Raw genomic sequence first — 23693 nt, 5'->3', positions numbered from 1 at the left:
ACTTACTCTCCACCAGAGATTTCCTCTCTGATTGTATTTATCGCTTCTGTAAGGGTAAAATTTCCTGCATAAAGAGCACTCCCTACCACAACACCGCAGGCACCGGTTGTTTTCAGGGTCAAAATATCTTTCAGGGCTGTAACTCCTCCAGAAGCAATCACCGGTATTGTAAGTTCATTAACCAGCTCTGTTGTGGGTTCTGTGTCCACACCTTCCATTAATCCTTCTTTGTCTATGTTGGTGAACAGAATGCTTCCTGCGCCTTTTTCTTCGAACATTTTCCCGAGCTGTACCGCGGTATACTCGGATTGCTCGGTCCATCCCTTTGTAGAAACCTTACCATTTTTTGAATCCAGGGCGACATTAATGTTTTCGGGTTTGAACTGCCTGGCAAGTCTTTCAACCAGGTCCGGATTTTGGACAGCTGCGGTGCTTAGTATCACCCTGTTAGCACCCATGTGCAGGAGGTTTGCAGCATCCTCAAAAGAGCGAATTCCGCCACCTACCTGTACTTCGACTCCTTGTCTTTCACACAGCATTATGATTTTTTCTATTATAGGGGCGTTTTTCCTTTTCCCTTCGATGGCTCCGTCAAGGTCTATCAGATGCAGTGTTTTTGCTCCCTGTCCGATCCACTTAATCGCAACTGCTTCGGGATCATCAAGTGAAATACGTTCCTTATCTGGCAGTCCCTGTATCAACTGGACACATTTCCCGTTTTTCATATCTACAGCGGGGATGACCTCAAATTCCATTATTTACTCTCCTCAGGGTATCATTCTTTCGATGGGTACAACAAGTATGTCTGATGCACCTGCTTTTTTCAGTTCACTGACTATTGTAAAGACCTGGTCTGCATCAATAACGGCATGTATTGCATGGGTGGAATTTTTTGATTCTACTTTCATAACAGTCGGGCCCGCAAGACCTGGCAGGATGTCTTTGATATTTTCCAGTTTGCCTGAGGGGGCATTCATCATAAGATAGCGCTTTTGTTTTGCATGGAGTACACTTTCAAGGGCTGTTTTTATGTGCTGGATTTTTTCTTCCCTTTGGGAACTATCGGCATTTGAAATCAGGTACACAGATGAGCTGAACACCTCTGCAATTTTCCTGAGATGATTTGTCACAAGAGTTGTGCCGGAACTGGATATATCAACAATTGCATCTGCAATTCCCACATGGGGTGTCATCTCGCAGGCACCACTTACTTTGATAACTTCAACTGGAATGTCAACATTTTTAAAATATTTCTCTGTAATATTTGGGAATTCAGTAGCAACCCGCATATTTTTCAGGTCTTCAGGGGCTTTAATCCCTGAGTCTTCAGGAACTGCAAGTACCAGCTTTGCCCTCCCAAAATGCAGATCCAGCATAACTTCAACTTCTGCATCAGTTTCATCTATAAGATCAAGCCCGGTAATTCCTACGTCTGCAGCTCCGTCCTGCACATATTCGGGAATATCCGCCGCTCTTGCGAATAAAAATGTCATATCCGGGTCTGTTGTTTTTGCAAAAAGTTTGCGGCTTGATCCCTCAAGTACCGGGAGACCTGCTTCTTTGAAGAGTTTCACGGTCGGATCGTGGAGTCTGCCTTTATTTGGTATTGCAATGCGTATCATCCTGGTTGCCTCTGGAATCTGGGTCAACATTTCCAATACTTTCATTGCATATAAAGGTTTGATGAAGAAAAAGTATCCATAAGATATCTTGTTTTCCAGTAATTAATTCACTTTCATATAGTATCCAATTTATATAGAATGGGTTTTTCATATCAACACAGATTTGATACTGGAGCCTTATTTAATTCATATTTTAGTATTTTCATGAGGTTTGGTTATGCGGAATATAAAGGTTGAGCAACTTGTCCAGACACCTGTGGAAAATCAGGAGATAGAGCTTGTTGAACGTAAGGGTGTGGGACATCCAGACAGTATATCTGATGGAATTGCAGAGGCTGTAAGCCGTGCCCTTTGTGCTGAATATATCGAAAAATGCGGTGCAGTACTTCACCATAACACGGATGAAACCCAGATTGTTGCAGGTCGTTCTTCCCCTGCTTTTGGTGGTGGGGAGGTCATCAAGCCAATCTATACTCTTCTTGTGGGGAGGGCTACAAAGGAATTTAATGGTGTGGAAATCCCGGCTGAAACAGTAGCTGTCTCGGCAGCACATGATTACCTGAGAAATAATATTGTAAATCTTGATCTTGACAGGGATATTATCCTTGACTGCAAACTTGGTACGGGATCTTCTGACCTGCGGGATGTATTTGGCCGGGAAAAAGTTCCCACTGCCAATGATACATCTTTTGGTGTTGGCCATGCATCATTTTCCGAACTTGAGCGTATAGTGTATGATACCGAAAAGCAGCTTATAGGTGATCTGAAAGGGAAATTACCTGCAATAGGTGAAGACATCAAGGTCATGGGATTGCGGGAGAAAGATGATATTTCCCTGACTGTTTGCTGTGGAATGGTTGACAAATATGTTGATGATATGGATGCCTATATTAGTTTCAAGGAACAGATGAAGGATTATATTCTGGATATTGCGGGCAAATACACTGACAGGAACGTTAATGCATATGTCAATGCTGCCGATAATACTGCGGGTGGTTGTGGCTGTATCTTCCTGACGGTAACAGGCACTTCTGCGGAGATGGGCGACGATGGTTCTGTTGGTCGGGGGAACCGGTGCAATGGTTTGATAACCCCGAACAGGCCCATGAGTATGGAGGCTACGAGTGGTAAGAACCCTGTCAATCATGTAGGTAAGATATACAATTTGCTTTCTACTCAGATGGCCCGGGATATTGTGGAAGCCGTGCCACAAGTAGATGAAGTATATGTGCGACTGCTATCACAGATAGGTAAACCTATTGATCAGCCCATGGTTGCCAGCATCCAAATAATTCCCGAAGAGGGGGCAAATTTCGCTACAATTCAGGATGATGCCGAAGCAGTTGCCGATGAGTGGCTTGGTAATATTACCAAGATCACCGATCTTGTTATAAACGGGGCAATTGACACTTTCTGAGACAAGATTGCCTCTTTTTATTCTTTTCAGTGGTTTTGAATTTTGTTTTTTATTCTTGCTTTTAAGCGCTGGTGATTTTTCCTGCGGATATTGAATTTATATGCCTTTGGAATGGGAATTCGGCGAAAAGTCTATATAAGATTGTGAGGATGAGAATATCTCGCTGAGTAATGTCCCGCCTTAACTCAGTTGGTAGAGTGCGCGGCTGTAGTATGGTTTGTGTGGATTATCCACATACCGCGCGGTTACCGCGATGCCCCCGGTTCGAGTCTGGGAGGCGGGACCAAACACCTCTTCTAAAGGGTGTAAACAAAACCCTTATATATAATTAAATGTATTTGAGTGCTGCTCGTGTGAGCGGAAAAGTGTGCCCGGACATTGTCCGAATAGTGTAGAGGTCTATCATGGGGCCCTGTCGAGGCCCCGACCCGGGTTCGAATCCCGGTTCGGGCGTACAAAACTTTTCCGAAAGGCTCCGGTTCTGCCGGGGCCAAAACTCACATCTAATTTTGTTTTCTATAATTTTGTAACAGAGTAGTATCATTATTGTTTTAAGAACACGTCTGTTCATGTGTATATACAATTACTTAGTTCTAAAACGATAATTTTTATATAGTTCTCGTCCTTAGTTGTTTCAGAATATCGGATAGAATATTGCTGTGGAACAGAATCACAGATCACTACATATTCAGATTGCTCTGTGTCTTTTTCATTTTCATAGTATCCCAACTTTGACAGTTTTATTTTTAATCAACTGAATGTCTCTCTTTTTAGGTTCTATTCTAATCTCTATGTTTATCTTTTTTCTTTTAGTCGTTCGCTAGCATCTTTTCTTTCTTCATGCTTGTTTTTATAATTTTATCCATTTTTTGCCCCATTGATTTGACAGTATCACATAAGTCATTGGATTGTGTTTTTTCTGATTTTTGCCCATTTTTTGGACAAAGAATTTGACAGCATTGTTGAATCTTCTAAATAAGCCTCTTAGATCAATTTCATTTTCTTTTCAAGCAAAAAATATCCAAAAATAGTTTAATGGAATTTGACAGATGAGCATTATTCTTATGAAAATAAGGGTTCAACGAGTAAATTCAGGCCAAAATTCCTGAAAATTGCATCCATTTTAAAGGAAAACCGATGAAATCGGAGTTTTTCACATGAAATTGTTTGGACTGTCAAATAGCTTTTTCTGACAAAAAAATGAAAATTTTGGGTTGAAAGAGAAGACATTCTCTTCAAGAAAGAGTAGAAACTGTCAAACTGGGGTAGTATCTTTTTCTACAGGCGTGTTTGCCAATGGTTCCTATGCAGTGACTGAGGTCTATTGTAATGGTGAACTATATCCGGAACATTTCACTCCTTCTCCTGTTATGGATGCAAATGAGTCTTTCTCATTGGCAGTTGAGAGACCGTAAAACAGGCAAGTGTTGTCGATGTCACTATCGATCCAACACATTTTGGATCATGGCGCATCTCTGGAAATACAGACAGGGTCATGTGCATTCAATTCAACTCTTTCACGTAAGTTTGCCCCCAATGAAACATTTACCTATAAGTGGGTAATGGGGGAGGCAGCAAATACGGCATGTGGTGGGGTTCCGGTTGGATTCCACTATTCAATCAATCCTGTAAAATCTCCTGAATTAAATATTGAGCAATCTTCTATTCTTGTAATTCCCCACATCACGGATGAATATGTTGAAGACGGGATATGGGATGATAATTATCCTCTCTCTAAATTCCTACATCCCACGATCAGACTCATCTTCAGGGTTTTCATTTGTTGGTTTTGCCAGTCCTCTTTTTGCTTTTGCAATAGTGGGTTTACTATTGCTTCGTCGCAAAAACTAATGATATTGTGATTTCTGGCTTTAAGAACAATTGAAAAGCTACAAATATTATTAGTAAATTGAAACCATCGGATAGACCTTTATACGTACATCTCTCCCTCTTATCCAATAATCGTTGATGTGATCATATGTCTTACAATATACTTCAAACACGCAATCTTGTTCCTGATGTGGACCTCATGAAGGTCGAAGCTCCGGATATAGCAAAAGCAGCGAAAGCGGGCCAATTTGTAATATTACGTATTGATGAAAGCGGTGAACGCATCCCTCTCACAATAGCTGACTTTGATGTTGATGAGGGTTCTATAACGGTAATCTATCAGGTAATGGGCAAGACTACCAAACAATTAACAACCCTCAAGACAGGTGAGACTTTGCAGGATTTTGTCGGTCCTCTGGGCACTCCCTCTGATATCCGTAAACTCGGCACAGTAGTAATGGTTGGGGGTGGTGTCGGTGTAGCTCCTGTGTACCCACAGGCACGTGCCTATCGCGAGGCAGGTAACCATGTAATATCTATAATCGGTGCCCGCAATGAAGAAATGCTCATTCTTGAAGATGAAATGGCAGAGGTGAGTGATGAACTCTATGTGGCTACTGACGATGGGAGCAAAGGCCATCACGGTTTTGTAACCGATATTGTTAAAGATATTCTTGATAGTGACCAGCAGGTTGACCGTATTGTCATAATCGGTCCGCCTATTATGATGAAAGTAGGGGCCGGTGTAACTGCCTCCTATGGCGTGGAAACCCTTGTAAACCTCAATCCAATTATGATCGATGGTACCGGGATGTGTGGTGGTTGCCGTGTATCTGTTGGCGGAGAAACCAAATTTGCATGTGTGGATGGCCCGGAATTTGATGCAGCCGATGTGGATTTTGACCTTATGATGAGCAGGCTTTCTTTTTACAGACCGCAGGAAAAGGAAGCCCTTGAAAGTTACAACAAAAAATGCGGGGATGATTGTAAGTGTCACTGAAACAGCAAATGCCTGAGCAAAAACCAGAGGAAAGGATTGGAAACTTTGATGAAGTCGCATTGGGGTACACAGAACAGCAGGCTGTAATCGAGGCGGGACGCTGTCTTGAGTGCAAGAATCCCCAATGTGTGGCAGGATGTCCTGTTAATATTGATATCCCCGGGTTTGTTTCAAGGATCAAGAACAAAGACTTTGATAGGGCTATTGGTATACTCAAGGAATCCAATGCCCTGCCGGCAATCTGTGGACGTGTTTGTCCTCAGGAAGAGCAGTGTGAGAAATTCTGTATACTTGGCAAAAAGGGCCAGCCTCTTGCTATCGGCAGGCTTGAGCGTTTCTGTGCGGATTATGAAAGGGATGCAGGAGTAAAATCCCCGGAAAAACCAAAATCCAGCGGGAAAAACGTGGCTGTCATTGGTGCAGGTCCTGCTGGACTTACTGCGGCAGCAGAACTTGCAAAAGCAGGGCATGGTGTAACCATTTATGAAGCTCTCCATGAACCGGGCGGGGTCCTGACCTACGGTATACCCGAATTCAGGCTACCCAAGGACATTGTCAGGCAAGAAGTAGATTATATCCGTAACCTTGGGGTTGACATAAAAGTGGATTATGTCATAGGAAGGATAAAAACCCTTGATGAACTCCGCGATGAATTCGATGCGGTCTTTGTAGGTACAGGTGCCGGTCTTCCCAGATTCATGCGTATTGAAGGGGAGAACCTCAACGGTGTTTATTCTGCAAATGAGTTCCTTACAAGGGTCAATCTGATGAAAGCCTATCGTTTCCCGGATTATGACACACCCATCAAATGCGGAAATAAGGTTGTTGTAGTAGGGGCCGGTAACGTTGCGATGGATGCTGCCCGCAGTGCCCTCCGGCTGGGTGCAGAAGAAGTAACAGTTGTGTACCGGCGTAGTGAGGCGGAGATGTCTGCCCGTATTGAAGAAGTTGAACATGCAAAGGAAGAAGGTGTGGTTTTCAACCTGCTTACCAATCCGGTCCGTATCCTTGAAGGTGAGAATAAGACTGTTACAGGTGTGGAATGCGTAAATATGGAACTCGGGGAACCCGATGAATCCGGCAGGAGGCGCCCTATACCAATTGAAGGTTCTGAGCATGTGATCGATGCTGATATAATAATAGTTGCTATCGGAACATCTCCAAATCCAGTTATCTTTGCAGGCTCAGAAGAACTTGAAACCACTTCGAAAGGCACAATAGTTGTTGATGAAGATGCGATGTCATCCCTGGCAGGATTATGTGCGGGTGGTGATGTGGTTACCGGTGCTGCAACTGTAATCAGCGCAATGGGCGCGGGTAAGCAGGCAGCTGCAACCATTAATCGGTATATTGAAAACCGGTCCTGACAAAAGGTTAATTGAAGAAAGGATTCATATCATTATAAAATGCAAAAAAAACGCTCTACATTTACTTTTGCTTCCGCAGGCAAAAAGAGTCGTCCAAAGACCAGGAAGACCCGAAAACGATCCGATAAACAGGTGTTAGCCGACCATATTTTCTGGTGTAACTCCTGCAATGTGCCTTTAATAGGTCCTGTCTGTGATATTTGTGGCAGTGAAGGTACGAAATTACCCCTGACCTCTCCTTGTGATGTGAGATTTGCTTCTGCCTATGAAAGAGATCTACTTGATGACCTGCTACGGCAACTGTATGATTGTAATCCTTTTGTTGACAGAGTCATACTGTTGAACAAGGTTGCAGGGGATGACCGCAATGATGAGGTACTGGTTGATGGCATACGTATCGGGCATATGTATTTTGATATACTGCAAAAGCAATTCAGGTTTGAACCCACGGACATGGGTGCCAGCGTCCTGCTAAACCATACACATTCAAAAACAGCACATCTTCATTATTCCGGTCGCCATTTAAACGGTAAAAAAATCTCCATGGAGGGTATCGACCATTTTTCCCCGGATATCAAAAATGGTGACCCGGTATTGCTGCGATGTGGAAAATTGGTGGGTATTGGCATATCTCTTGAGGATTCAGCTAATTACAGGCCAGGCAAACCTTTGCTTCGGGTCAAAAAAATCAAAAAGATTTCTGCAAACCTGAAACAATCAGCGCCTTCCATGGATTCTGTCATTAAGGCCAACCAATCCTCTCTCAAAAGAATAGAATCCAATGCTGTAAACATGATAAAAGGGATTGGCAATGATCCCGCCTATTCTTCCTTTCTTGTCAACGTATCGTTCAGTGGGGGCAAGGATAGTCTGGTTGCGCTGGACCTTGCCCGAAGGGCACTGGATGCCAGCCGTCTCAGGGCAATTTTCCTCAATACGGGGATTGAATTTCCTGAGACAGTGCAATTTGCACATGAGTTTTGCAATGCCAATGGCATAGAACTTATTGAAAAAAAGGCAGAGAATGCTTTCTGGGATAATGTGGAGAGTTTCGGTCCACCTGGAAAGGATTTCCGCTGGTGTTGTAAAGTCTGTAAACTGGGTCCTGCTAATTCGGCTTTTGAGTCATGCAGTGCGGAGAATCCATGTCTTGCAATTGACGGTAAACGCAAATATGAGTCTTTTTCCAGGCAGGAGACTGCTGCAACCGAGGCCAATCCTTTTGTGCCGGGTCAGCTGAACGTTTTTCCAATCAGGCAGTGGAGGGCTATTGAGGTCTGGCTGTACATCTACTGGAAAAACCTTGCTTATAACCCTCTCTATGATATGGGTTTTGAAAGGGTGGGTTGCTATCTTTGCCCTTCGACCCTTGAATGTGAATTCGAGAGGGTCAGGCAATTGTTCCCCGGATTGTATGAAAGATGGATGGCATACCTGCAAAAATGGACAGCTTCAAAAGGCCTGCCCCCGGAATATGCCGAATATGGTTTCTGGCGCTGGCAGCAGCATCCTCCTAAAATGCTTGCCCTGGCAAAACAGCTGGGAATAGCTATCACACCCGTTGAAACAGAAGATTTCAGCATAAGTGCAGTTTCCGGACATTCTGTCTGTAGTGGAGGCGATTTTTCAGTAGAGGCCCGGATACGCGGGGTGTCACTTTCAGAAGCAGCGGATGTAATGAGAATGCTGGGTAATGTCGTATATTCCCCTGAGATGGGTGTTGTCCTCATAAAGAGTCGCTCATGTACGGTTAAATTCTTTGCATCGGGTAACTTGAAAGTAACAGCTGCTGACAGGAAAGTTGCAGACAGGATGTACAGGAATGCATGTTTACAGTTGCTACGTATTGCCCGTTGCAGTGGCTGTGGGGTATGTCTCAATGCATGTACCAGAGGTTCCATTGAATTGAAAAACGGGAAAATTAAAATACATGACTCCTGCACAGGGTGTGGAAAATGCAATGAGTCCTGTGTGGTAGTCCGCTATGCTAACCGTATCATTCCTGACATTTGATGCGCTGCTTTTAACTAAACAGGTGAGAAGTCCCCTTCCGTAAGGTAAGGGATGAAAGCCGTGCTATATAAAATAAAAAGTTGCATAAGTTATTTGTAATTATAAATTTATACAGATAACTATGAATAACAATCTGGATAAGGCCAGTCATTCTGTATATTTACTACAATATTATTTTGTACAAAGTGTAGAATATAGAAGAGATATGCTGGTGAATCCTCTTGTAGTTGATTGTTTGAAAAAACCGTATATAATGTAAGTGCAAAGATGCATTCTGGATAAGATCATATTTTTTGGTTACAACTGGACAGGTTACACTGGATGTTTTGATAAATTATGTTGATAATCAGGGCAAATAATGCAATTAACAAAGAAATACAAAATTCATCCAACTGAATTACAAAAGAATATGCTTTGGGAGTTATCCAATGCATGTACATCTCTTTATAATATTGCATTATCTGAAAGAAAAGACACATGGAAAAATGATAAAAAATCCATTTCATATAAAAAACAACAGAATGATTTACCACAAATTAAAAAAGAGAATCCTGATATAAATATTCTTTATTCTAAATCATGCCAGATGGTTTTGCGTAAATTAGATGCTAATTACAAATCATTCTTTGGACTTCACAAAAATGGAGACAAAAAAGCAAGAACTCCACGATTTAGAAGTCGTAAATACTTTTTTACAATAACATATAATCAGAGTGGTTTCAAAGTAATTGGAAATAGTATTAGATTTTCACATAAAATGAATGATGAAGATTTGATAATTGATATTGAACAAGATATATCAAATTTGAAAATCAAACAAATCGAAATATTCAATGAAGATAAAAAGGGTAATGGAGATTTCTTTGTCACGATTACGTATGAACCTGAAATCAATGTGCCTTATGCTCAAAATAATCATTTTCAAGCAATTGATTTAGGGATTACCAAAACGATTACTGCAATAAATGATAAAGGAAAATTTTTTGAAATAAACAATCCACGATATGATTTATATTGGGATTCTAAAATCAGTGCAGTTCAATCAAGGCGTGACCATTGCAAAAAATACAGTAAAAAATGGCATCGATTAAACAAAACTATTCGTACTATGGTAAGAAGGAAAAATAATCAGATAAAAGATTGGCAACACAAATTATCTAAATCAATGGTAGAGAATACAAGAGCCAATACAATTATTGCAGGTAAACTCCACGTTAAAAATATGGGTAAATCGAAAAACAAAACGTTGAATCGTTCTACACAAAATAATGGTTATTTATCACGTTTCATCGAATTTCTCACCTATAAAGCAGAACTTATAGGTAAACAAGTAGTTAAAATTGATGAAAGATATACGTCAAAAACATGTTATGTTTGTGGAAAACAACATAAGATGCCATTATATAGACGTGATATGACATGTGATTGTGGTAACGTTATTGATAGAGATAGAAACAGTGCTATCAATATCATGATACGTTACCTATCACAAAATGCCAATTGGACAGGCTATGAGCATTTTGCTCATAATCTACGACAAACAGGGTTATTGACATTTGATGTATCCCAAATACATCCAATGAATGACATAACAACTCGTAGGAATCTCCATGCGTAAGTGTGGAGTAGTTCAATATAATGAAATAGTAATATGAGATAGTTTATTGGAAGACTATTATCAATAATGTAAGGGAGTTTCATGGAGCTAAAAGATATAGACGGCGTATCCGTAATTATCGAAAATAGGTGGAAAATACTTGCTTTTATTGCTTTTTTCATTGTATTTCTGGCTCTTGTGAAAATTCTTCTCCCTCTTGCAGACGGTATCGTGTTGGGTCTGGTTTTTGCCTATATCTGCAGGCCGATATATGAAAAGATAAACAGGAAAAATCATTATGGGGCATTCATTGCGACGATGTTTATCGTAACGCCTCTCGTTATCATAATAGGCACCGGTTTTGTAGAGATATTCAGACAGCTTATCTGGGTCATCGAAAACCAGTCACAGGTACTTGGGATCATATTTGATTTTATAAGGGCAATAGTGCCGAGTACATATTTTGAACATATCAACCAGCTTGTTTGGGACTCATCGCTTTCGATTCTTTCTTTTGCAGGTAGCCTGGGTTTTGTTTCGTATGCCAAAAGTCTGGGTATGTTTATGGTCAATCTGGTTGTGGCAATCTTTGTTTGCTATTTCCTGTTGCTTGAAGGTGAGAAACTGTATGCTTCTGCGGTATGTATCGCTCCAACGGGAACCCAGTTAAATACGGGCCGTTACCTTCGGGAGCTGGACCGGATACTGAGTGGAATATTTATAGGTAATGCCTACGCTGCTCTGACTGTAAGTACGATTTCAGTAATTGTGTTTTATGCCTTTGGTTTATCTCATATACCGGCACTTGCGACCCTGATATTTATTGCTTCTGTGATTCCCCTTTTTGCCGGTTATATGGTACTTCTGGCACTGTCTGTTATCAGGTACATAGAAATGGGCGCAGAGGCTGCAATTGTCTTTTTCATTGTGTCTTCTATAGTAATCTACGTCCCGCCTGAGCTTTTTCTGCGTCCGTATTTTGTGAGCATGAAATCCCAGATACATCCGGTAGTACTTGTCGTTGTATTTCTGGGTGGAGGTTTTGTAGGGGGAATAGCGGGATTCTTTGCCGCACCGGTACTCCTTGGGGCTTTGGTGGCAGCTTACCGGGTATATATTGACAATTCGAACAGTCAGGATACTAAAGATTCCGGCAAGGATTCGGATGAAGCGTGCCATAAGAACGATTCCATTTGAAAAAGGTTAATAAGGATTGTTCCAATTTATCCAGAAGACCCGAGGTGAGTTCATGCAATTATTGCTTATCCATTCCGATTATATTGAATACGAAGTGAAAAAAAGTACTCCTGTTGCAGAGCAAATAGAGAATTCCTTCAAAAAAGGCAGACTAGATGAAGCTTTGACCGCTTTCATGGCGGTGGAAAGTACTGATGAGGCAAACCCGAGAGATGTGGCTGAAAAGGCAGTTACTGAGATCAAAAAGACTGCATCCCAGGTAAATACTGACAATGTAATGCTTTATCCTTATGCCCATCTAAGTTCCGACCTTTCTTCCCCTAAGGTGGCAGTTTCTGTAATGAAGGATATTGAAAATAGCCTTATTGATTCTTTTAATGTCAAACGTGCTCCTTTTGGGTGGTATAAATCATTCAAAATCAGTTGCAAAGGGCATCCTCTCTCAGAACTTTCCCGAACTATCAACCCAGAAAGCGAATCATGTGGTGAAGTAGTAGATACAGAGGAAGAAGTTGTATCTGAAGCCCTGAAAGCCGAAAGTACGGCCAAATCTTACTGGAAGGTCCTGACTCCGGACGGTGTGCTGCATGATGTTGATGATTTCAATCTCAATGATCATGAGAATCTAGCTACCTTTGTAGATCATGAAATCTCCAAAAGCAGGGCTGTGGAAAAGGTCCCTCCTCATGTTGAATTGATGCGCAGACTTGAGATTGCTGATTATGAACCCGGGTCTGACTCCGGTAACATGCGTTATTATCCCAAAGGCAGGTTGATCAAATCCCTGCTTGAGCGGTATGTGCTGGATTCTTCTGCCAGAGAAGGAGCAATGGAAGTAGAAACACCTTTGATGTACGATATGAATCACCCAACGCTCAAGAAATACCTGGACAGGTTCCCTGCACGTCAGTATTCCATCGAATCCGATAAACGCCAGATGTTTTTGAGATTTGCGGCATGCTTTGGCCAGTTTCTGATGAGTCATGATATGACCATCTCCCACCACAACCTCCCGATGAAAATGGTGGAACTTACACGTTACAGTTTCCGTAAGGAACAGAGGGGTGAACTGGTGGGCCTGCGCAGGTTGCGGGCTTTTACAATGCCGGATATGCATACAATGTGCGAGGATATGGACCAGGCTGTCGAACAGTTCGGTCGCCAGTACCAGATGTCAATAGATGTGTTGAAAGATGTCGGGATTGATGTTTCAGATTATGAAGTTGCAATCAGGCTTACCCGGGACTTTTATGAGGAGAATAAGGAATTTATCACTGCTCTTGCAAAGAAAGTCAATAAACCTGTTCTTGTGGAAATGTGGGAGAAACGTTTCTTCTACTTTGTGCTCAAGTTCGAGTTCAATTTTGTGGATGCCCTGAAAAAGGCAAGTGCGCTTTCCACAGTCCAGATAGATGTGGAAAATGCAGAACGATATGATATTAAGTATATCGACCAGGCAGGGGAAGCTAAAAGACCTGTCGTATTGCATTGTTCACCCAGCGGTGCAATTGAACGCTGTATTTATTCCCTGCTGGAAAAGGCCTCCATGAAGGCTGAAGGGGGAGAAGTCCCGATGCTTCCGGTCTGGTTATCACCTACACAGGTCAGGATCATACCCATTGCAGAGCGACATATGGAATTTGCCGAAAAGATTGCATCACGTCTTCAGTGTCGTGCGGATATAGATGACAGGGAAGAAACAGTTGGCAAGAAGATACGTAATGCAGGACAGGAATGGGTTCCCTATGTGGTAGTTGTCGGTGACAGGGAAACTGAAAGCGGTAATATCAATGTCACTGTGAGGGAAGAATCCAGACCAAAGAAGCCTTCCAGGGTTGAAATGTCGGTGGATGAACTCAACAGCCGTATTATTGCAGAAACTGCCGGGATGCCTCAGGGTCACCTGCCTCTTGCACAAAAACTTAGCATGAGACCAAGATTCATATAATATCGTCTCGAAAATTAATTTATGGATATGGAACGTGCAATAATACATGTATCCGGTGTTGTGCAGGGTGTTTTCTTTCGCTCCTTTACCATGCAGAAAGCATCCGGCATCGGACTTACAGGTTATGTGGAAAACCTCCCGGACGGCAGGGTAAAAGCTGTTGTCGAAGGTAGTAAGGGTAAAATAGATGCCCTGTTGAATGCTCTCAAAGAAGGTCCTCCTGCATCCCGGGTAGATAATGTCGAAATAGTTTGGGAGTCCCCAACAGGCGAATTTAATGATTTCAGTATCAGGAGATAATTTATCTCCTGTCAATTACTCATTTTGGCGTCCTTTCACTTTATAGAATTCCATCTCCCTTTTAGAAAGGAAATTGAATAATATCTCAAAGGCTTCCTTGTTATAGGCATCCTGCAGACCAGGTTTGGATTGCAGGAAACATTTCAGGAAGTTCTCCTGGACTTTCTCACGGTCACATACGATTTGGGCACCCCGCTGATGCCACTGGTTTCATGCACTGTATAGACATCTTTCCAGCCTGCACTCTTAAAACGAAAATCCGGTGTTTCAGGAGGCTGGTTGTTTCTTATGATTTCACTTGTAACAATTGGTAATTCCAGCAAATCCTCATGGGTGGTAATATCTGCAGGTGTGACATTATTTTCCCTGAACCATTTCCTGTAAAAAGGCGAATTTTCTGCTGCATACTTGACAGTATATTTAATCCTTTCATCAACAAGGCTGTCCAGTTCTTCTCTTCCGAGATTTTCCATCTCAGGGTTAAAATAAGGGATAAAATCATCCTCCTTATTTATCAGCGGATAGTCTCTTCAAGTATCTCATATTCTACGGAAGAAACATCCCTCTCAAGAGAAGTGACTCCCAGTACATCTCGTAATTCTTCGATACAGTCCAGGCATACATGGACTTTTCCTATTATTTTACCCGATTCTGCATCTTTTTCGGATCCGCCCTCAATCTCGTAATCCATACATTCTTTTCCACAAAATATACAGCTCAAGAAACCCCCTCCTTCTTATTTTATTTTGAAAAGATTTGTATATATTACTTTCGACCCTTAACAGAAGGGTTATTTTTATAAGTTCTCCCTTTCTATGGCTATTGATGTCTTCTTTTTTGAACAATAGTTCTTTGACTACCTCTTCGATGTATGAAATTAAGAGAAGGTATGAACTGCTTGATGAATTGCTGAACGAGCTCATAAAATGTTCTGATGAAGGTGACATTATTCTGGTTGAAGGAAAAAGGGATGTTTCTTCATTGCGCAGTCTCGGTGTACATGGTATTATTAAGAAAGTAACTCATATTCCCCTGCTTGATCTATCCGAAAAACTGCGGAAAATGGATCGCTGTGTTATTGTTCTGACTGATTGGGACAGAAGGGGAAACATACTTGCAGATAAGATATCTACAGACCTGGAATACATGGGTGTCGATGTGGATACTTCTATCAGAAATAGATTGGTGTCCCTTGTTCAAAAAGAGATAAAAGATGTAGAAAGTCTTGATAGTCACATGGAAAAAATGAGATATACTGTTTTACAACAGTATTAGTGAAGTAATTTCCGGAAAGTTGTCCTGCCACATTTGCGGCAGTAGTAAAGGACATTGGATTTCATCTTCATTACCTTTAACTTTTTCCTGCATTGAGTGCAGATCTTACAGGAGGATGCTTGCATCATACTACCTCTCTCACGCAAGTATAGTTATGGAATCAAGGGCGTGCTGTTTACTCTATTGTCCAGTAACCGCACACATTACAGTATTCTATTCCATTTTCGTTGACTTCCATTTTGCAATTACATTGCGGACATATGTTTAGTCTTGGCATATTATTCTCCCCATATGTCTTTGAAATAGGATCAATTCTAAAAGTAAATTATTTTATCCTATCTTTTAGTAAATTCCGTCTGGAATAATAAGATTATTTTTGCATTTAAATGTAGTGGGACAAGTCAACTTGTTTTTGTCAACTGTTTTTTCCATGTATATTTGGTCCTTCAGGTATTTCGCAGGAACGAATATCCAAAAAGCAGGATGGCTACTACAAATCCGGCGATTCCCAGTTCATTGGTTGCTGTGTCGGCTCTGGTAGCAAGATAGGCCGATGTAACCAGGATTATTGACAGGAATACATAGCTTGCGAAGTTTTCATACATCCTGTTTCTTTTAATTTCATTGGTTTTGTTCTCCAATTTTTCTATCCTGTAACCCCGGATTGTTTCGATAACGTCATCTACTCCCTGGGGCAAATTTTTGAAAATGTCAAAATAGCGATCTCCTTCAAGCTGGAAGTATTCCATCGCCTTGGCCGGGGAATATCTCTGCAGTAATACTTCTGTGATGAGAGGTCTGGCGTCATCAATAAGATTGAAGTCGGGATTTAGTTCGAGGCAAACACCTTCGATGAGGATAAGGGATCTTTCAAGTGTGGAAAAATCACTTGGAAGAGATAGGTTGTATTTCAGGGCAAGGTTTGCATAACTGTCATTCTGTCTCTGGCCCAGCGCATAGTTTTGCTTTGCTATCAAATCATCAAGATCAAGTTTGAAATGACGCACATTGATATCTTCCTTTTTTATATCCGCGATCCTCAGGAAAGCCTCAAAAGCAATATCCAGATTCTTTTTGTATATTCCGTAGAAAAGGTTGAGCATGTTGCGTCTCAGTTCACCATCTATGATTCCGATTGCTCCAAAATCAATGTAGGCAATACTATTATTCTGGATGAGGATATTCCCTCCATGTGGGTCTGCATGATACAGCCCATCGAGATAAACCTGCTTTAAGTAACTGGAACTAATCATGTGGGTATATTTTAAACGCTGTTCAGAATCCAGGTCCTGTATATTTTTCACCGGGGTTCCTTCCATATACTCCATTACAAGTACGCTTTCAGTACAGTAGTCGTCGTATACCTGAGGGATATTTACATCATCAATTGATTCAAAATTTTCCCGGAAACGCTTGATGTTGCGGGCTTCATTGCGAAAATCCAGTTCCTTGTTCAATAATTCCCGAAATTCATACAGGAATTCATCAAAATCGATGTTGTTTCCAAACCCCCCGATTCTTACGATGAAAGGTTTTAGGTCTTCAATTATGGATAGGTCAATGTTAATTTTGTTTATAAGGCCGGGTCTTGAAACTTTTACGGCCACTTTCTCATCATTCAGCTTTGCTTTGTATACCTGGGCAATTGATGCACTTGCTATAGGCTTTGTATCAAATTCATCAAAATATCCTATCACCTGTTCCATTGATATTTCAGGTTCGCCGTTTTGGGTGTCCGGTATTGCACATTGCAGGCTTGCAAAGGAAGGCAGCATCTGTTCAAACTCAAGGGGGTTTACATGATCCTGCAAATTTGCCAGTTCCCGTATGTAGCTTGGGGGAAGGATATCGGGCCTTTTACTCATTATTTGGCCCAATTTAACAAAAGTAGGTCCCAATTCCTCAAAAGCAAGTCGCATTTTGCTGGCATTTTGCTGGTTCTCAACATCGAGATAACAGGTACCTCGTCTACTGGATATGTAGTTGCGGTTAATTTCTTTATATAGAAGACTGAAAAGATTATATTTCGTAAAAACCTTGAGAATTTCCAGATATCTGCGACCCTTTCTTAGCATCAACCTGTTTTTGCATTTTCTTTATTAAATATGTATTGTTATATTTTGTGGAATAGGTTTAAATTAACAAATGTGAATATTTCTTCCCATGAACACTATAGTCATTATAAGATACGGTGAACTGTCCCTGAAAAGTCCGGGTGTGCGCAACTTTTTCGAACGTACACTGGTTAATAATCTTAAAGCAATGCTTGATCAGCAGGCAGTATCATATAATGAAGTTATCAGGGATAGGGGCCGTATTTTTGTTGAATCCGATAATCCGGCAGCCGCAAAAGTGTGTGCGAATGTTTTCGGGGTGGTCTCTACCTCTTTTGCCCGTAAAGTCGATCCAAATTTGAAATCAGCCGCAGAGGAATGTGCTGCAACAGCTGGTGAGTTCATCGCAGAATCCGAATCATTTGCAATCCGTCCACGTCGCTCAGGGAATCATTCTTTTACCTCCACAGATTTAGGGCGAAGTTGTGGAGATGCGGTTTATGAGAAACTTGAGTCACTGGGAAGGAATCCTTCAGTGAACCTTGATGACCCTGATAAAGAGATCTTTGTGGAAATGAGGCAAAACGCTGCTTATGTGTTTACAGGAATTTCCAAAGGTGTAGGTGGTCTTCCGGTGGGTACTCAGGGTAAAATGGTAGTCCTGTTATCAGGGGGAATCGATTCCCCGGTTGCTGCCTGGTTGCTGATGAGAAGGGGTGTAAAGGTCATTCCTGTATTCTGCAATAATGCACCCTTTTCCGATGAGGCAAGCCGACAGAAAGCCATCAAATGTGTGAAAGTACTTAATGAGTGGTCTGCCGGCAACCCCATGAAAATGTATGAAGTTTCCAACGGAAAGAATTTGCAGGCAATTCGGGATAACTGTTCTCTCAAAAATACCTGTATATTATGCAAGAGGATGATGTACAGGATTGCTTTTGAAGTTATGGAAAAAGAAAAAGCATCAGGTATTATTACCGGGTCATCTCTGGGTCAGGTGGCTTCCCAGACAACTTTCAACCTGCATGCTGAAATTTATGGTCTGGGATTTCCTATATATCATCCGCTCATAAGTTTTGATAAGACTGAGATTATCGATATGGCTAAAAAAATAGGTACTTTTGATATATCCATACTCAGTTCTGCAGGATGTGGAGCTGTCCCTGAACGTCCGGAGGTAAGGGCTATGTATGATGCGGTAGTTGAAGAGGAAGCAAAACTGGATGTTGATGGTCTTATTGACGATTCCCTGGCAAATGCCAAGGTATTGTATGAGTTTGAGTGAAAATAAGGCTTGATAGGGTTAAACTATCAAGGAATTAAAAACCCTCCAGCCATCTTGTAAGCAGAATTGCGTAGAGGGCAAGTATTACAAGCCCTAATGCAACTTTTGCGTTTTCATGTTCTACCGCCCACGCTGTTGACAAAAAATCATCAGGTATATAGTCTTCGATTCCCATTTAACCACCCTATAAAAATGGATGTTTATGTTATATCTGCTTTTTGTCATGGTAATTTTGTCTGTACAGGTAGGGACGATTCTGGTGCCCTGATGGATGTTGTATTGTGGTTGGGCCAGGACACTTCTTCATTTTTTGTAGACTATGCATTGGATCCTGTAGCATTGAATTGATTTATGAATAGGGCAAACAGGATAATAAAAAGAAAATGAAGGACTTATATCAGATTTATTTAAGCTTGTGACGTGGACCTGGCGGGATTCGAACCCGCGGCCTTTACGTTGCGAACGTAACGATCTTCCCCTGATCTACAAGCCCAAAAAAAAGACTGTGAAGACCTTCAGACAGGTCTTCCTACTTCTTCTACCTGTACGCTTTCGACGCCTTCGATAGTTGCTATGGCTTCCTCAACAGGCTCGGTTCCGCCTTCCAGGTCGCCTACAAGAACTGTAGCTTTAATGGCCTTGAGGCCAAAAGCGATAGGTTCATCGGCAGTTCCGAAGAGTTCTGAACCTTCAGGTAAAACATCTGCAATCTTTGCTTTGATCTCTTCTAGATCTCTTTCTACGCCATCTGGCATTATTTTAATAGTAGCTGCAACATCTCCCATATTTACACCTCATGGACCCATGAATCCACATTTAGGACAGACGTAATTGTTACTCTGCTGTCTGCATTTTATGCATCTTCCAAGTTCGGTGTCACATTCGGGGCATGCAAAACGTGCAAAACCCTTGTCCGAAAGGTGTACACCGCAGGAGGTACAGTAATTGACCTTCTCCATTGTATTTCTCCTTATTGTGATTTTACTATAAGTATGACGGATTGAGTACATAATCCGTATATAATTTAAAATTTCCCCCTGATGTAGGTACCTGTATCTCTGTTTCCCATAATAGCCCCTGTTATTCTGGAAAAATAGTTGCCATTTACAATAGTGCAATTCATTTCATGTTGTTTAAGGTAGTGTGGAAGATAGGAATCCACACAACTCTGTCCCATTCTTATGATGTCAGAAGCGGTAATTTCCCGTAATAATTTTCCCTGTTCCAGGATCCCGTCCACATCTGTTACTTTAATATATTCTGCTCCCATCATTTGGGCAAATTTTGCACCTATTGTGTCGGATGTGACCTTCCACGAATGAGGCAGGTCGTCGCTATCTGTAAGAAGTCTGTAGGGTAGCAGAATTCGTATCCCTTCAACAGGTCTGAGAGTAACGGTTGTTTCAATTTTCGTTTTTTCCCTGAGGTATATGCCGTACTGTTCCATGGATAGGATTGCCAGCCAGTGAGAGGTATCATCATCAAAACCTGTCGTCTCTTCCATGTCCCTTATTCTATCTGCAAAGGGTCCTCCGCCGGGAACCACGAGCAACTGTACTTTTTTACCCTTTGCCCAACTTTTCAGTGACAGCAGTAATTCAGGCCCCTGTTTTATCAGACTCCCGCCCAACTTTAATACAACTTTTTCTTTCATGTTTTCTTCAGTTTCACTCCAGCAGATTGGCTACTGCATAGGCGGGGAATACCTTTGATACATCAAGGCTCCATTTCTCTGCAAGTGATATGCACTCAATACCCAGTTCTTCACATGTGGTTTTGATCAAAAATTCGCCAAGTCCTGCTGCCAGGACAATATTAATGTCGTGTTTGTGGCAAAGTTCTGAGATTGCTTCTGAGAGCTTTTCTTTCTGTCTATCCTTTACAGCCACTGCTATCTTTCTGACATCTGCCATGTCAATTTCATTCAGGTCTGCGCAGACAACCCTTGCAAGTCTTCTGGCAGCCTCTTTTTCTGATTTTCCATGCCCGTCAGCAGTTTCACATGTGTATGCATCTTCATCGATATATGACAGGAGGAGGTAAGCATCCGCGCTTGTGGCAAAGAGTTCAGAGGCGACTTGGCAATTCCCCGGCCTTATCGCCACACTATCCAGCAGGGCAGCGATATTTGTCCTCAGGATTCCCTGATACAATAATTCATTGTTTGCAAGACGTTGTGTATCGGTATTGTGTGCAATTACTTTCCCGTTTTTTACAGGGATTAAATCACTTGTAGTACTGCCCATATCCACAAATAGGCAATCTTTCATTTTTCTGGCAATGAAACTTGCAGAAGCCATCCAGTTTGCTGCGGCAAGGGAGGCGGGATTTTGTGTATGTTTTATAAAATTGCCTTCCTGGTCCAGAAAGTCAATCTCACAGTCAAAACAGTCTCTTACAATATCCATAATGCCAACAACCCCTGCTGTTTTGTCTTCGTAACAATCGGCAAGTTCTCCGGTCATCACAACGCCCACATGAGATGGATTGTGCTTTTTTGAGATATTTTTCAGAACCGTTGGAAGTTTTGTTTCTTTCCAGAGGGGTACATAGTGAAGTTCACAGACAGCGCCGTCGGAGGAGGCTATTTTTGTATTTGCCCCTCCGATATCTATCCCGAGTTTTTTCATAAAAGGTCCTCCTTTCGGAATTCATAATTGCCGGTAATATGTACTGTTGGTGGTAAATTCTCTTCCATAGCACCAATCAACAATTCTCCGATTTGGGGTTTGATTATTTTGCAGATACCCACAAGCGAAGTGGTAGGCCTGGGATTTATGTCTATTACATAGGGCCTGTCACCCATTACAATATCAACACCTGTGTACCCCCTGCATCCAAGTGCCCGGGCCGCCCTTTTTGCAGTATCAATAATCAGTTCCCTGTCAGGTGTTTCATAGGGGGTTATTCCTCCTTTGTAATCGATGGCAGTTCTATCCCCCTTTCCTGTAATTTCTATGTACTGGCGATTGATTGTCAGGGGAAGAGGCGCATTGGCACAGACAAGACTCACACTCAGGTGTTCTCCTTCTACATATTCGGTTACGACCATGTCCTGGGATATTGAAGGATTGGATGTAATGATCGTATTCTCTGCAGCACATCCATAACGGGGTTTAACCACATAATTGGTATCTTTTTTGAGCTCTTCCACCGTTTCAACAAGTCGGGGTGTAGATATTCCATTTTTTTCAAGGATTTTTCCGCACTTGAATTTATCCGCACACTCCCGGATGACCTTCGGGGATGATCCCATATTTGAGGTATATTCTTCTATTTCTTCCACAAGCCCCGCAAGCAGGTCATCGGGTGCAATTACCAGTGCAGCATCACATTTTTTGCCCTCGTCCTGTAAAACCGTCTTTATATTCTCTTCAGTACAGTATACAGGTGTGCCGACCTGGATTTCGGTTGCAGATGTCGTATATTTGATCTCATGATGGCCTGCGACAAAGCTTTCTGCAAGGCTTTTTAGCATGGCTTTACCCTCAAGCAGGAAGGTACCTCCCATTCCGGTACTTGTGGCATATTCGCAAATTAAGATGTTCATATTTCGAGAAATGTTTTATTTAATATATGCTTTGGGTTTATATCGCTGAGACAATAAATATATACTATCAGGACCTCTTTTTTGCAGAGAGGGATGGATATGGAAATGTCAGAAAATCCTTTTATTCAGGCACTGTTAATATCTTTTGCAATGGCAATTTTCATGGTGGGTATGGCCATGGGTATAATGCAAATAGTAACCACCGGTTCAAACCCCGTACCTTATGCTATTATACTTTTGGTGTTCGCCATAATCTTCATTCTTGGCTCTGTTTTCTTTGAAAAGAGAGGGGCTGACGAATTGGGATCAATTGCTGGTGCAGCACTTGTATCCTCGGTAAGTACCTTTTCAATCATCTCTTTTCTGGGAGGACTGAGTTTTGCTTTTAATGATGGACTTTTTTCCATAGGATGGAATAGACTAGTTTCTGCACTGGCGATTTGTATGATTGTTAGTATGTTGGTTGTCAAATTCTTCTCTTACAGGATCCAGAACCAGTATTCCTGATTAGATACTCTCTTCCCACAAACTATTTATAGAATATCATACATCCAATTCATTGCAATTTCTATTATAAGTTGGACCGCTCAATACACAGGCGGAGATGTCAGTGATGGTAGGTAAAGATAAACAAGAAGATGATAACTCCTCAGATGCGGGATATTCTCCTGAAGAGCTGGAACAGCTGGTTCAGGAAAAGGATGCGGAAATTGCATCTCTGAAGGAAGACCTTTTGCGTAAGAGAGCAGAATTCGATAATTTCCGTAAACGTACCCGCAAGGAGCAGGAAGAATTCCGCAATTTTGCGGTGGAAAACCTAATGATGGAATTGCTTGATGTCTATGATAATTTCGAGAGGGCCATTGAGTCCGCTCACAATACCAATGATGTGGATTCGGTGGTTGAAGGGGTAGAAATGGTGTTCAGGCAATTTGTATCGATCCTGGAAAAAGAAGGTCTCAAAAGGATTGAATGTGAAGGTGAGGAATTTGACCCATCCGAACATGAAGCCATGATGCACGTTGAACATGCGGATCATCCTGACAATACTATCATTGATGTTTGTAAACCTGGATACAAGTTAAATTCCAGGATAATCCGGCCCGCTATGGTGACGGTCTCCAAGAACACTTCTTCTGACAAAGAGGAGAAGTCTTCTGACAAAGAGGAGAAGTGTTCTGACAAAGAAGAGAAGTAAAGTTCATTGAAATGAATAGATAAGAAATATCAACTATAAA

At 41.7% G+C, this 23693-nt stretch carries 26 protein-coding genes and 3 tRNA genes; 17 read left to right on the top strand and 12 right to left on the bottom strand.

Annotation, left to right across the window (positions count from 1 at the left end; translation table 11 throughout):
- Window positions 1-2: 2 nt before the first annotated feature.
- Complete coding sequence (gene hisA, locus A9957_RS03295; protein WP_096712699.1) at window positions 3-755, bottom strand: 1-(5-phosphoribosyl)-5-[(5-phosphoribosylamino)methylideneamino]imidazole-4-carboxamide isomerase; 753 nt, start codon at window positions 753-755, stop codon at window positions 3-5.
- Between the two features lie 12 nt (window positions 756-767).
- Window positions 768-1622, bottom strand: a complete 855-nt coding sequence (gene hisG, locus A9957_RS03290) for an ATP phosphoribosyltransferase (protein WP_096712727.1) — start codon at window positions 1620-1622, stop codon at window positions 768-770.
- A 217-nt stretch (window positions 1623-1839) separates the two neighbouring features.
- Between hisG and A9957_RS03285 the strand changes: the two genes are divergently transcribed.
- The 12 genes from A9957_RS03285 (at window position 1840) to A9957_RS03235 (ending at window position 14291) form a co-directional block, all read left to right on the top strand.
- Window positions 1840-3039: a methionine adenosyltransferase gene (locus tag A9957_RS03285; RefSeq protein WP_096712700.1), complete on the top strand. Its 1200-nt coding sequence runs from the start codon at window positions 1840-1842 to the stop codon at window positions 3037-3039.
- A gap of 174 nt (window positions 3040-3213) precedes the next feature.
- Window positions 3214-3325 (top strand) — tRNA-Tyr (locus A9957_RS03280).
- A 94-nt stretch (window positions 3326-3419) separates the two neighbouring features.
- Window positions 3420-3492: transfer RNA gene (locus A9957_RS03275), tRNA-Asp, on the top strand.
- A 980-nt stretch (window positions 3493-4472) separates the two neighbouring features.
- A complete protein-coding gene (locus A9957_RS03270) occupies window positions 4473-4901 on the top strand; it encodes a sarcinarray family MAST domain-containing protein (protein WP_096712701.1) in 429 nt (142 codons plus the stop codon).
- Between the two features lie 116 nt (window positions 4902-5017).
- Complete coding sequence (locus tag A9957_RS03265) at window positions 5018-5869, top strand: sulfide/dihydroorotate dehydrogenase-like FAD/NAD-binding protein (protein WP_105460948.1); 852 nt, start codon at window positions 5018-5020, stop codon at window positions 5867-5869.
- A gap of 8 nt (window positions 5870-5877) precedes the next feature.
- Window positions 5878-7236, top strand: coding sequence for an NADPH-dependent glutamate synthase (gene gltA, locus A9957_RS03260; protein WP_394328854.1), 1359 nt, complete (start codon window positions 5878-5880; stop codon window positions 7234-7236).
- Between the two features lie 39 nt (window positions 7237-7275).
- Window positions 7276-9249 carry a phosphoadenosine phosphosulfate reductase family protein gene (locus tag A9957_RS03255; protein WP_292343178.1) on the top strand — a complete coding sequence of 658 codons (1974 nt, stop codon included), beginning with the start codon at window positions 7276-7278 and terminating at the stop codon, window positions 9247-9249.
- A 293-nt stretch (window positions 9250-9542) separates the two neighbouring features.
- Window positions 9543-9608, top strand: coding sequence for a hypothetical protein (locus A9957_RS10570; RefSeq protein ID WP_241645854.1), 66 nt, complete (start codon window positions 9543-9545; stop codon window positions 9606-9608).
- Window positions 9608-10867, top strand: a complete 1260-nt coding sequence (locus A9957_RS03250; protein ID WP_105460950.1) for an RNA-guided endonuclease TnpB family protein — start codon at window positions 9608-9610, stop codon at window positions 10865-10867. Before A9957_RS10570 ends, A9957_RS03250 begins: the two co-directional genes overlap by 1 nt.
- Window positions 10868-10948: 81 nt before the next feature.
- A complete protein-coding gene (locus A9957_RS03245; protein ID WP_105460951.1) occupies window positions 10949-12043 on the top strand; it encodes an AI-2E family transporter in 1095 nt (364 codons plus the stop codon).
- 52 nt (window positions 12044-12095) lie between these two features.
- Window positions 12096-13991, top strand: coding sequence for a threonine--tRNA ligase (locus A9957_RS03240; protein WP_292343175.1), 1896 nt, complete (start codon window positions 12096-12098; stop codon window positions 13989-13991).
- 21 nt (window positions 13992-14012) lie between these two features.
- The gene (locus tag A9957_RS03235; protein ID WP_096712707.1) at window positions 14013-14291 is read left to right on the top strand and encodes an acylphosphatase; all 279 of its coding nucleotides are present in this window, start codon (window positions 14013-14015) and stop codon (window positions 14289-14291) included.
- Between the two features lie 143 nt (window positions 14292-14434).
- Here the strand turns inward: A9957_RS03235 and A9957_RS03230 are convergent, their stop codons facing one another.
- Together A9957_RS03230 and A9957_RS03225 are read right to left on the bottom strand one after the other, a co-directional pair.
- Window positions 14435-14764 (bottom strand): hypothetical protein, encoded by a 330-nt coding sequence (locus A9957_RS03230; RefSeq protein WP_367121715.1) that lies wholly within the window; start codon window positions 14762-14764, stop codon window positions 14435-14437.
- A gap of 41 nt (window positions 14765-14805) precedes the next feature.
- On the bottom strand, window positions 14806-15012 hold the full coding sequence (locus A9957_RS03225; RefSeq protein WP_096712708.1) for a hypothetical protein: 207 nt from the start codon (window positions 15010-15012) through the stop codon (window positions 14806-14808).
- A 104-nt stretch (window positions 15013-15116) separates the two neighbouring features.
- On the opposite strand from A9957_RS03225, the gene A9957_RS03220 reads away from it, so the two are divergent.
- Window positions 15117-15566, top strand: a complete 450-nt coding sequence (locus A9957_RS03220) for a toprim domain-containing protein (protein ID WP_292343174.1) — start codon at window positions 15117-15119, stop codon at window positions 15564-15566.
- A gap of 446 nt (window positions 15567-16012) precedes the next feature.
- Here the strand turns inward: A9957_RS03220 and A9957_RS03215 are convergent, their stop codons facing one another.
- Complete coding sequence (locus tag A9957_RS03215) at window positions 16013-17641, bottom strand: AarF/ABC1/UbiB kinase family protein (protein ID WP_105460952.1); 1629 nt, start codon at window positions 17639-17641, stop codon at window positions 16013-16015.
- 88 nt (window positions 17642-17729) lie between these two features.
- Between A9957_RS03215 and thiI the strand changes: the two genes are divergently transcribed.
- Window positions 17730-18905: a tRNA uracil 4-sulfurtransferase ThiI gene (gene thiI, locus A9957_RS03210; RefSeq protein ID WP_105460953.1), complete on the top strand. Its 1176-nt coding sequence runs from the start codon at window positions 17730-17732 to the stop codon at window positions 18903-18905.
- Window positions 18906-18939: 34 nt separating this feature from the next.
- Here thiI and A9957_RS03205 read toward each other — a convergent pair whose 3' ends face one another.
- Entirely contained in the window at window positions 18940-19080 is a 141-nt protein-coding gene (locus tag A9957_RS03205; RefSeq protein ID WP_164909014.1) for a hypothetical protein, read from the bottom strand.
- A 17-nt stretch (window positions 19081-19097) separates the two neighbouring features.
- Here A9957_RS03205 and A9957_RS03200 point away from each other — a divergent pair, with 17 nt between their 5' ends.
- Window positions 19098-19253, top strand: a complete 156-nt coding sequence (locus A9957_RS03200) for a hypothetical protein (protein WP_164909015.1) — start codon at window positions 19098-19100, stop codon at window positions 19251-19253.
- 73 nt (window positions 19254-19326) lie between these two features.
- On the opposite strand, the gene A9957_RS03195 is transcribed toward A9957_RS03200, so the two are convergent.
- The 6 genes from A9957_RS03195 to A9957_RS03170 all read right to left on the bottom strand — a co-directional run bounded on the left by A9957_RS03195 (window position 19327) and on the right by A9957_RS03170 (window position 22455).
- Window positions 19327-19398, bottom strand: a tRNA-Ala gene (locus A9957_RS03195).
- Between the two features lie 22 nt (window positions 19399-19420).
- On the bottom strand, window positions 19421-19690 hold the full coding sequence (locus A9957_RS03190; RefSeq protein WP_096712711.1) for an elongation factor 1-beta: 270 nt from the start codon (window positions 19688-19690) through the stop codon (window positions 19421-19423).
- 9 nt (window positions 19691-19699) lie between these two features.
- Window positions 19700-19864 (bottom strand): HVO_2753 family zinc finger protein, encoded by a 165-nt coding sequence (locus A9957_RS03185; protein ID WP_013038060.1) that lies wholly within the window; start codon window positions 19862-19864, stop codon window positions 19700-19702.
- A 65-nt stretch (window positions 19865-19929) separates the two neighbouring features.
- Window positions 19930-20559, bottom strand: coding sequence for an amino acid kinase (locus A9957_RS03180; protein ID WP_105460954.1), 630 nt, complete (start codon window positions 20557-20559; stop codon window positions 19930-19932).
- Between the two features lie 13 nt (window positions 20560-20572).
- On the bottom strand, window positions 20573-21535 hold the full coding sequence (locus A9957_RS03175; protein WP_105460955.1) for a hydantoinase/oxoprolinase family protein: 963 nt from the start codon (window positions 21533-21535) through the stop codon (window positions 20573-20575).
- Window positions 21532-22455, bottom strand: coding sequence for an ATP-grasp domain-containing protein (locus tag A9957_RS03170; RefSeq protein ID WP_096712714.1), 924 nt, complete (start codon window positions 22453-22455; stop codon window positions 21532-21534). The genes A9957_RS03175 and A9957_RS03170 overlap by 4 nt, the downstream gene beginning before the upstream one ends.
- Window positions 22456-22554: 99 nt before the next feature.
- On the opposite strand from A9957_RS03170, the gene A9957_RS03165 reads away from it, so the two are divergent.
- Together A9957_RS03165 and grpE are read left to right on the top strand one after the other, a co-directional pair.
- On the top strand, window positions 22555-22962 hold the full coding sequence (locus A9957_RS03165; RefSeq protein WP_243641528.1) for a heat-shock protein: 408 nt from the start codon (window positions 22555-22557) through the stop codon (window positions 22960-22962).
- A 106-nt stretch (window positions 22963-23068) separates the two neighbouring features.
- Window positions 23069-23653 (top strand): nucleotide exchange factor GrpE, encoded by a 585-nt coding sequence (gene grpE / locus A9957_RS03160; RefSeq protein ID WP_096712715.1) that lies wholly within the window; start codon window positions 23069-23071, stop codon window positions 23651-23653.
- Window positions 23654-23693 lie beyond the last annotated feature (40 nt).

The sequence above is a fragment of the Methanohalophilus sp. DAL1 genome (assembly GCF_001683555.1).
In the GTDB taxonomy this organism is placed as follows: domain Archaea; phylum Halobacteriota; class Methanosarcinia; order Methanosarcinales; family Methanosarcinaceae; genus Methanohalophilus; species Methanohalophilus euhalobius.
The sequence above is the reverse complement of the archived record's forward strand: the minus strand, read 5'-3'. Positions and strand labels throughout refer to the sequence as shown.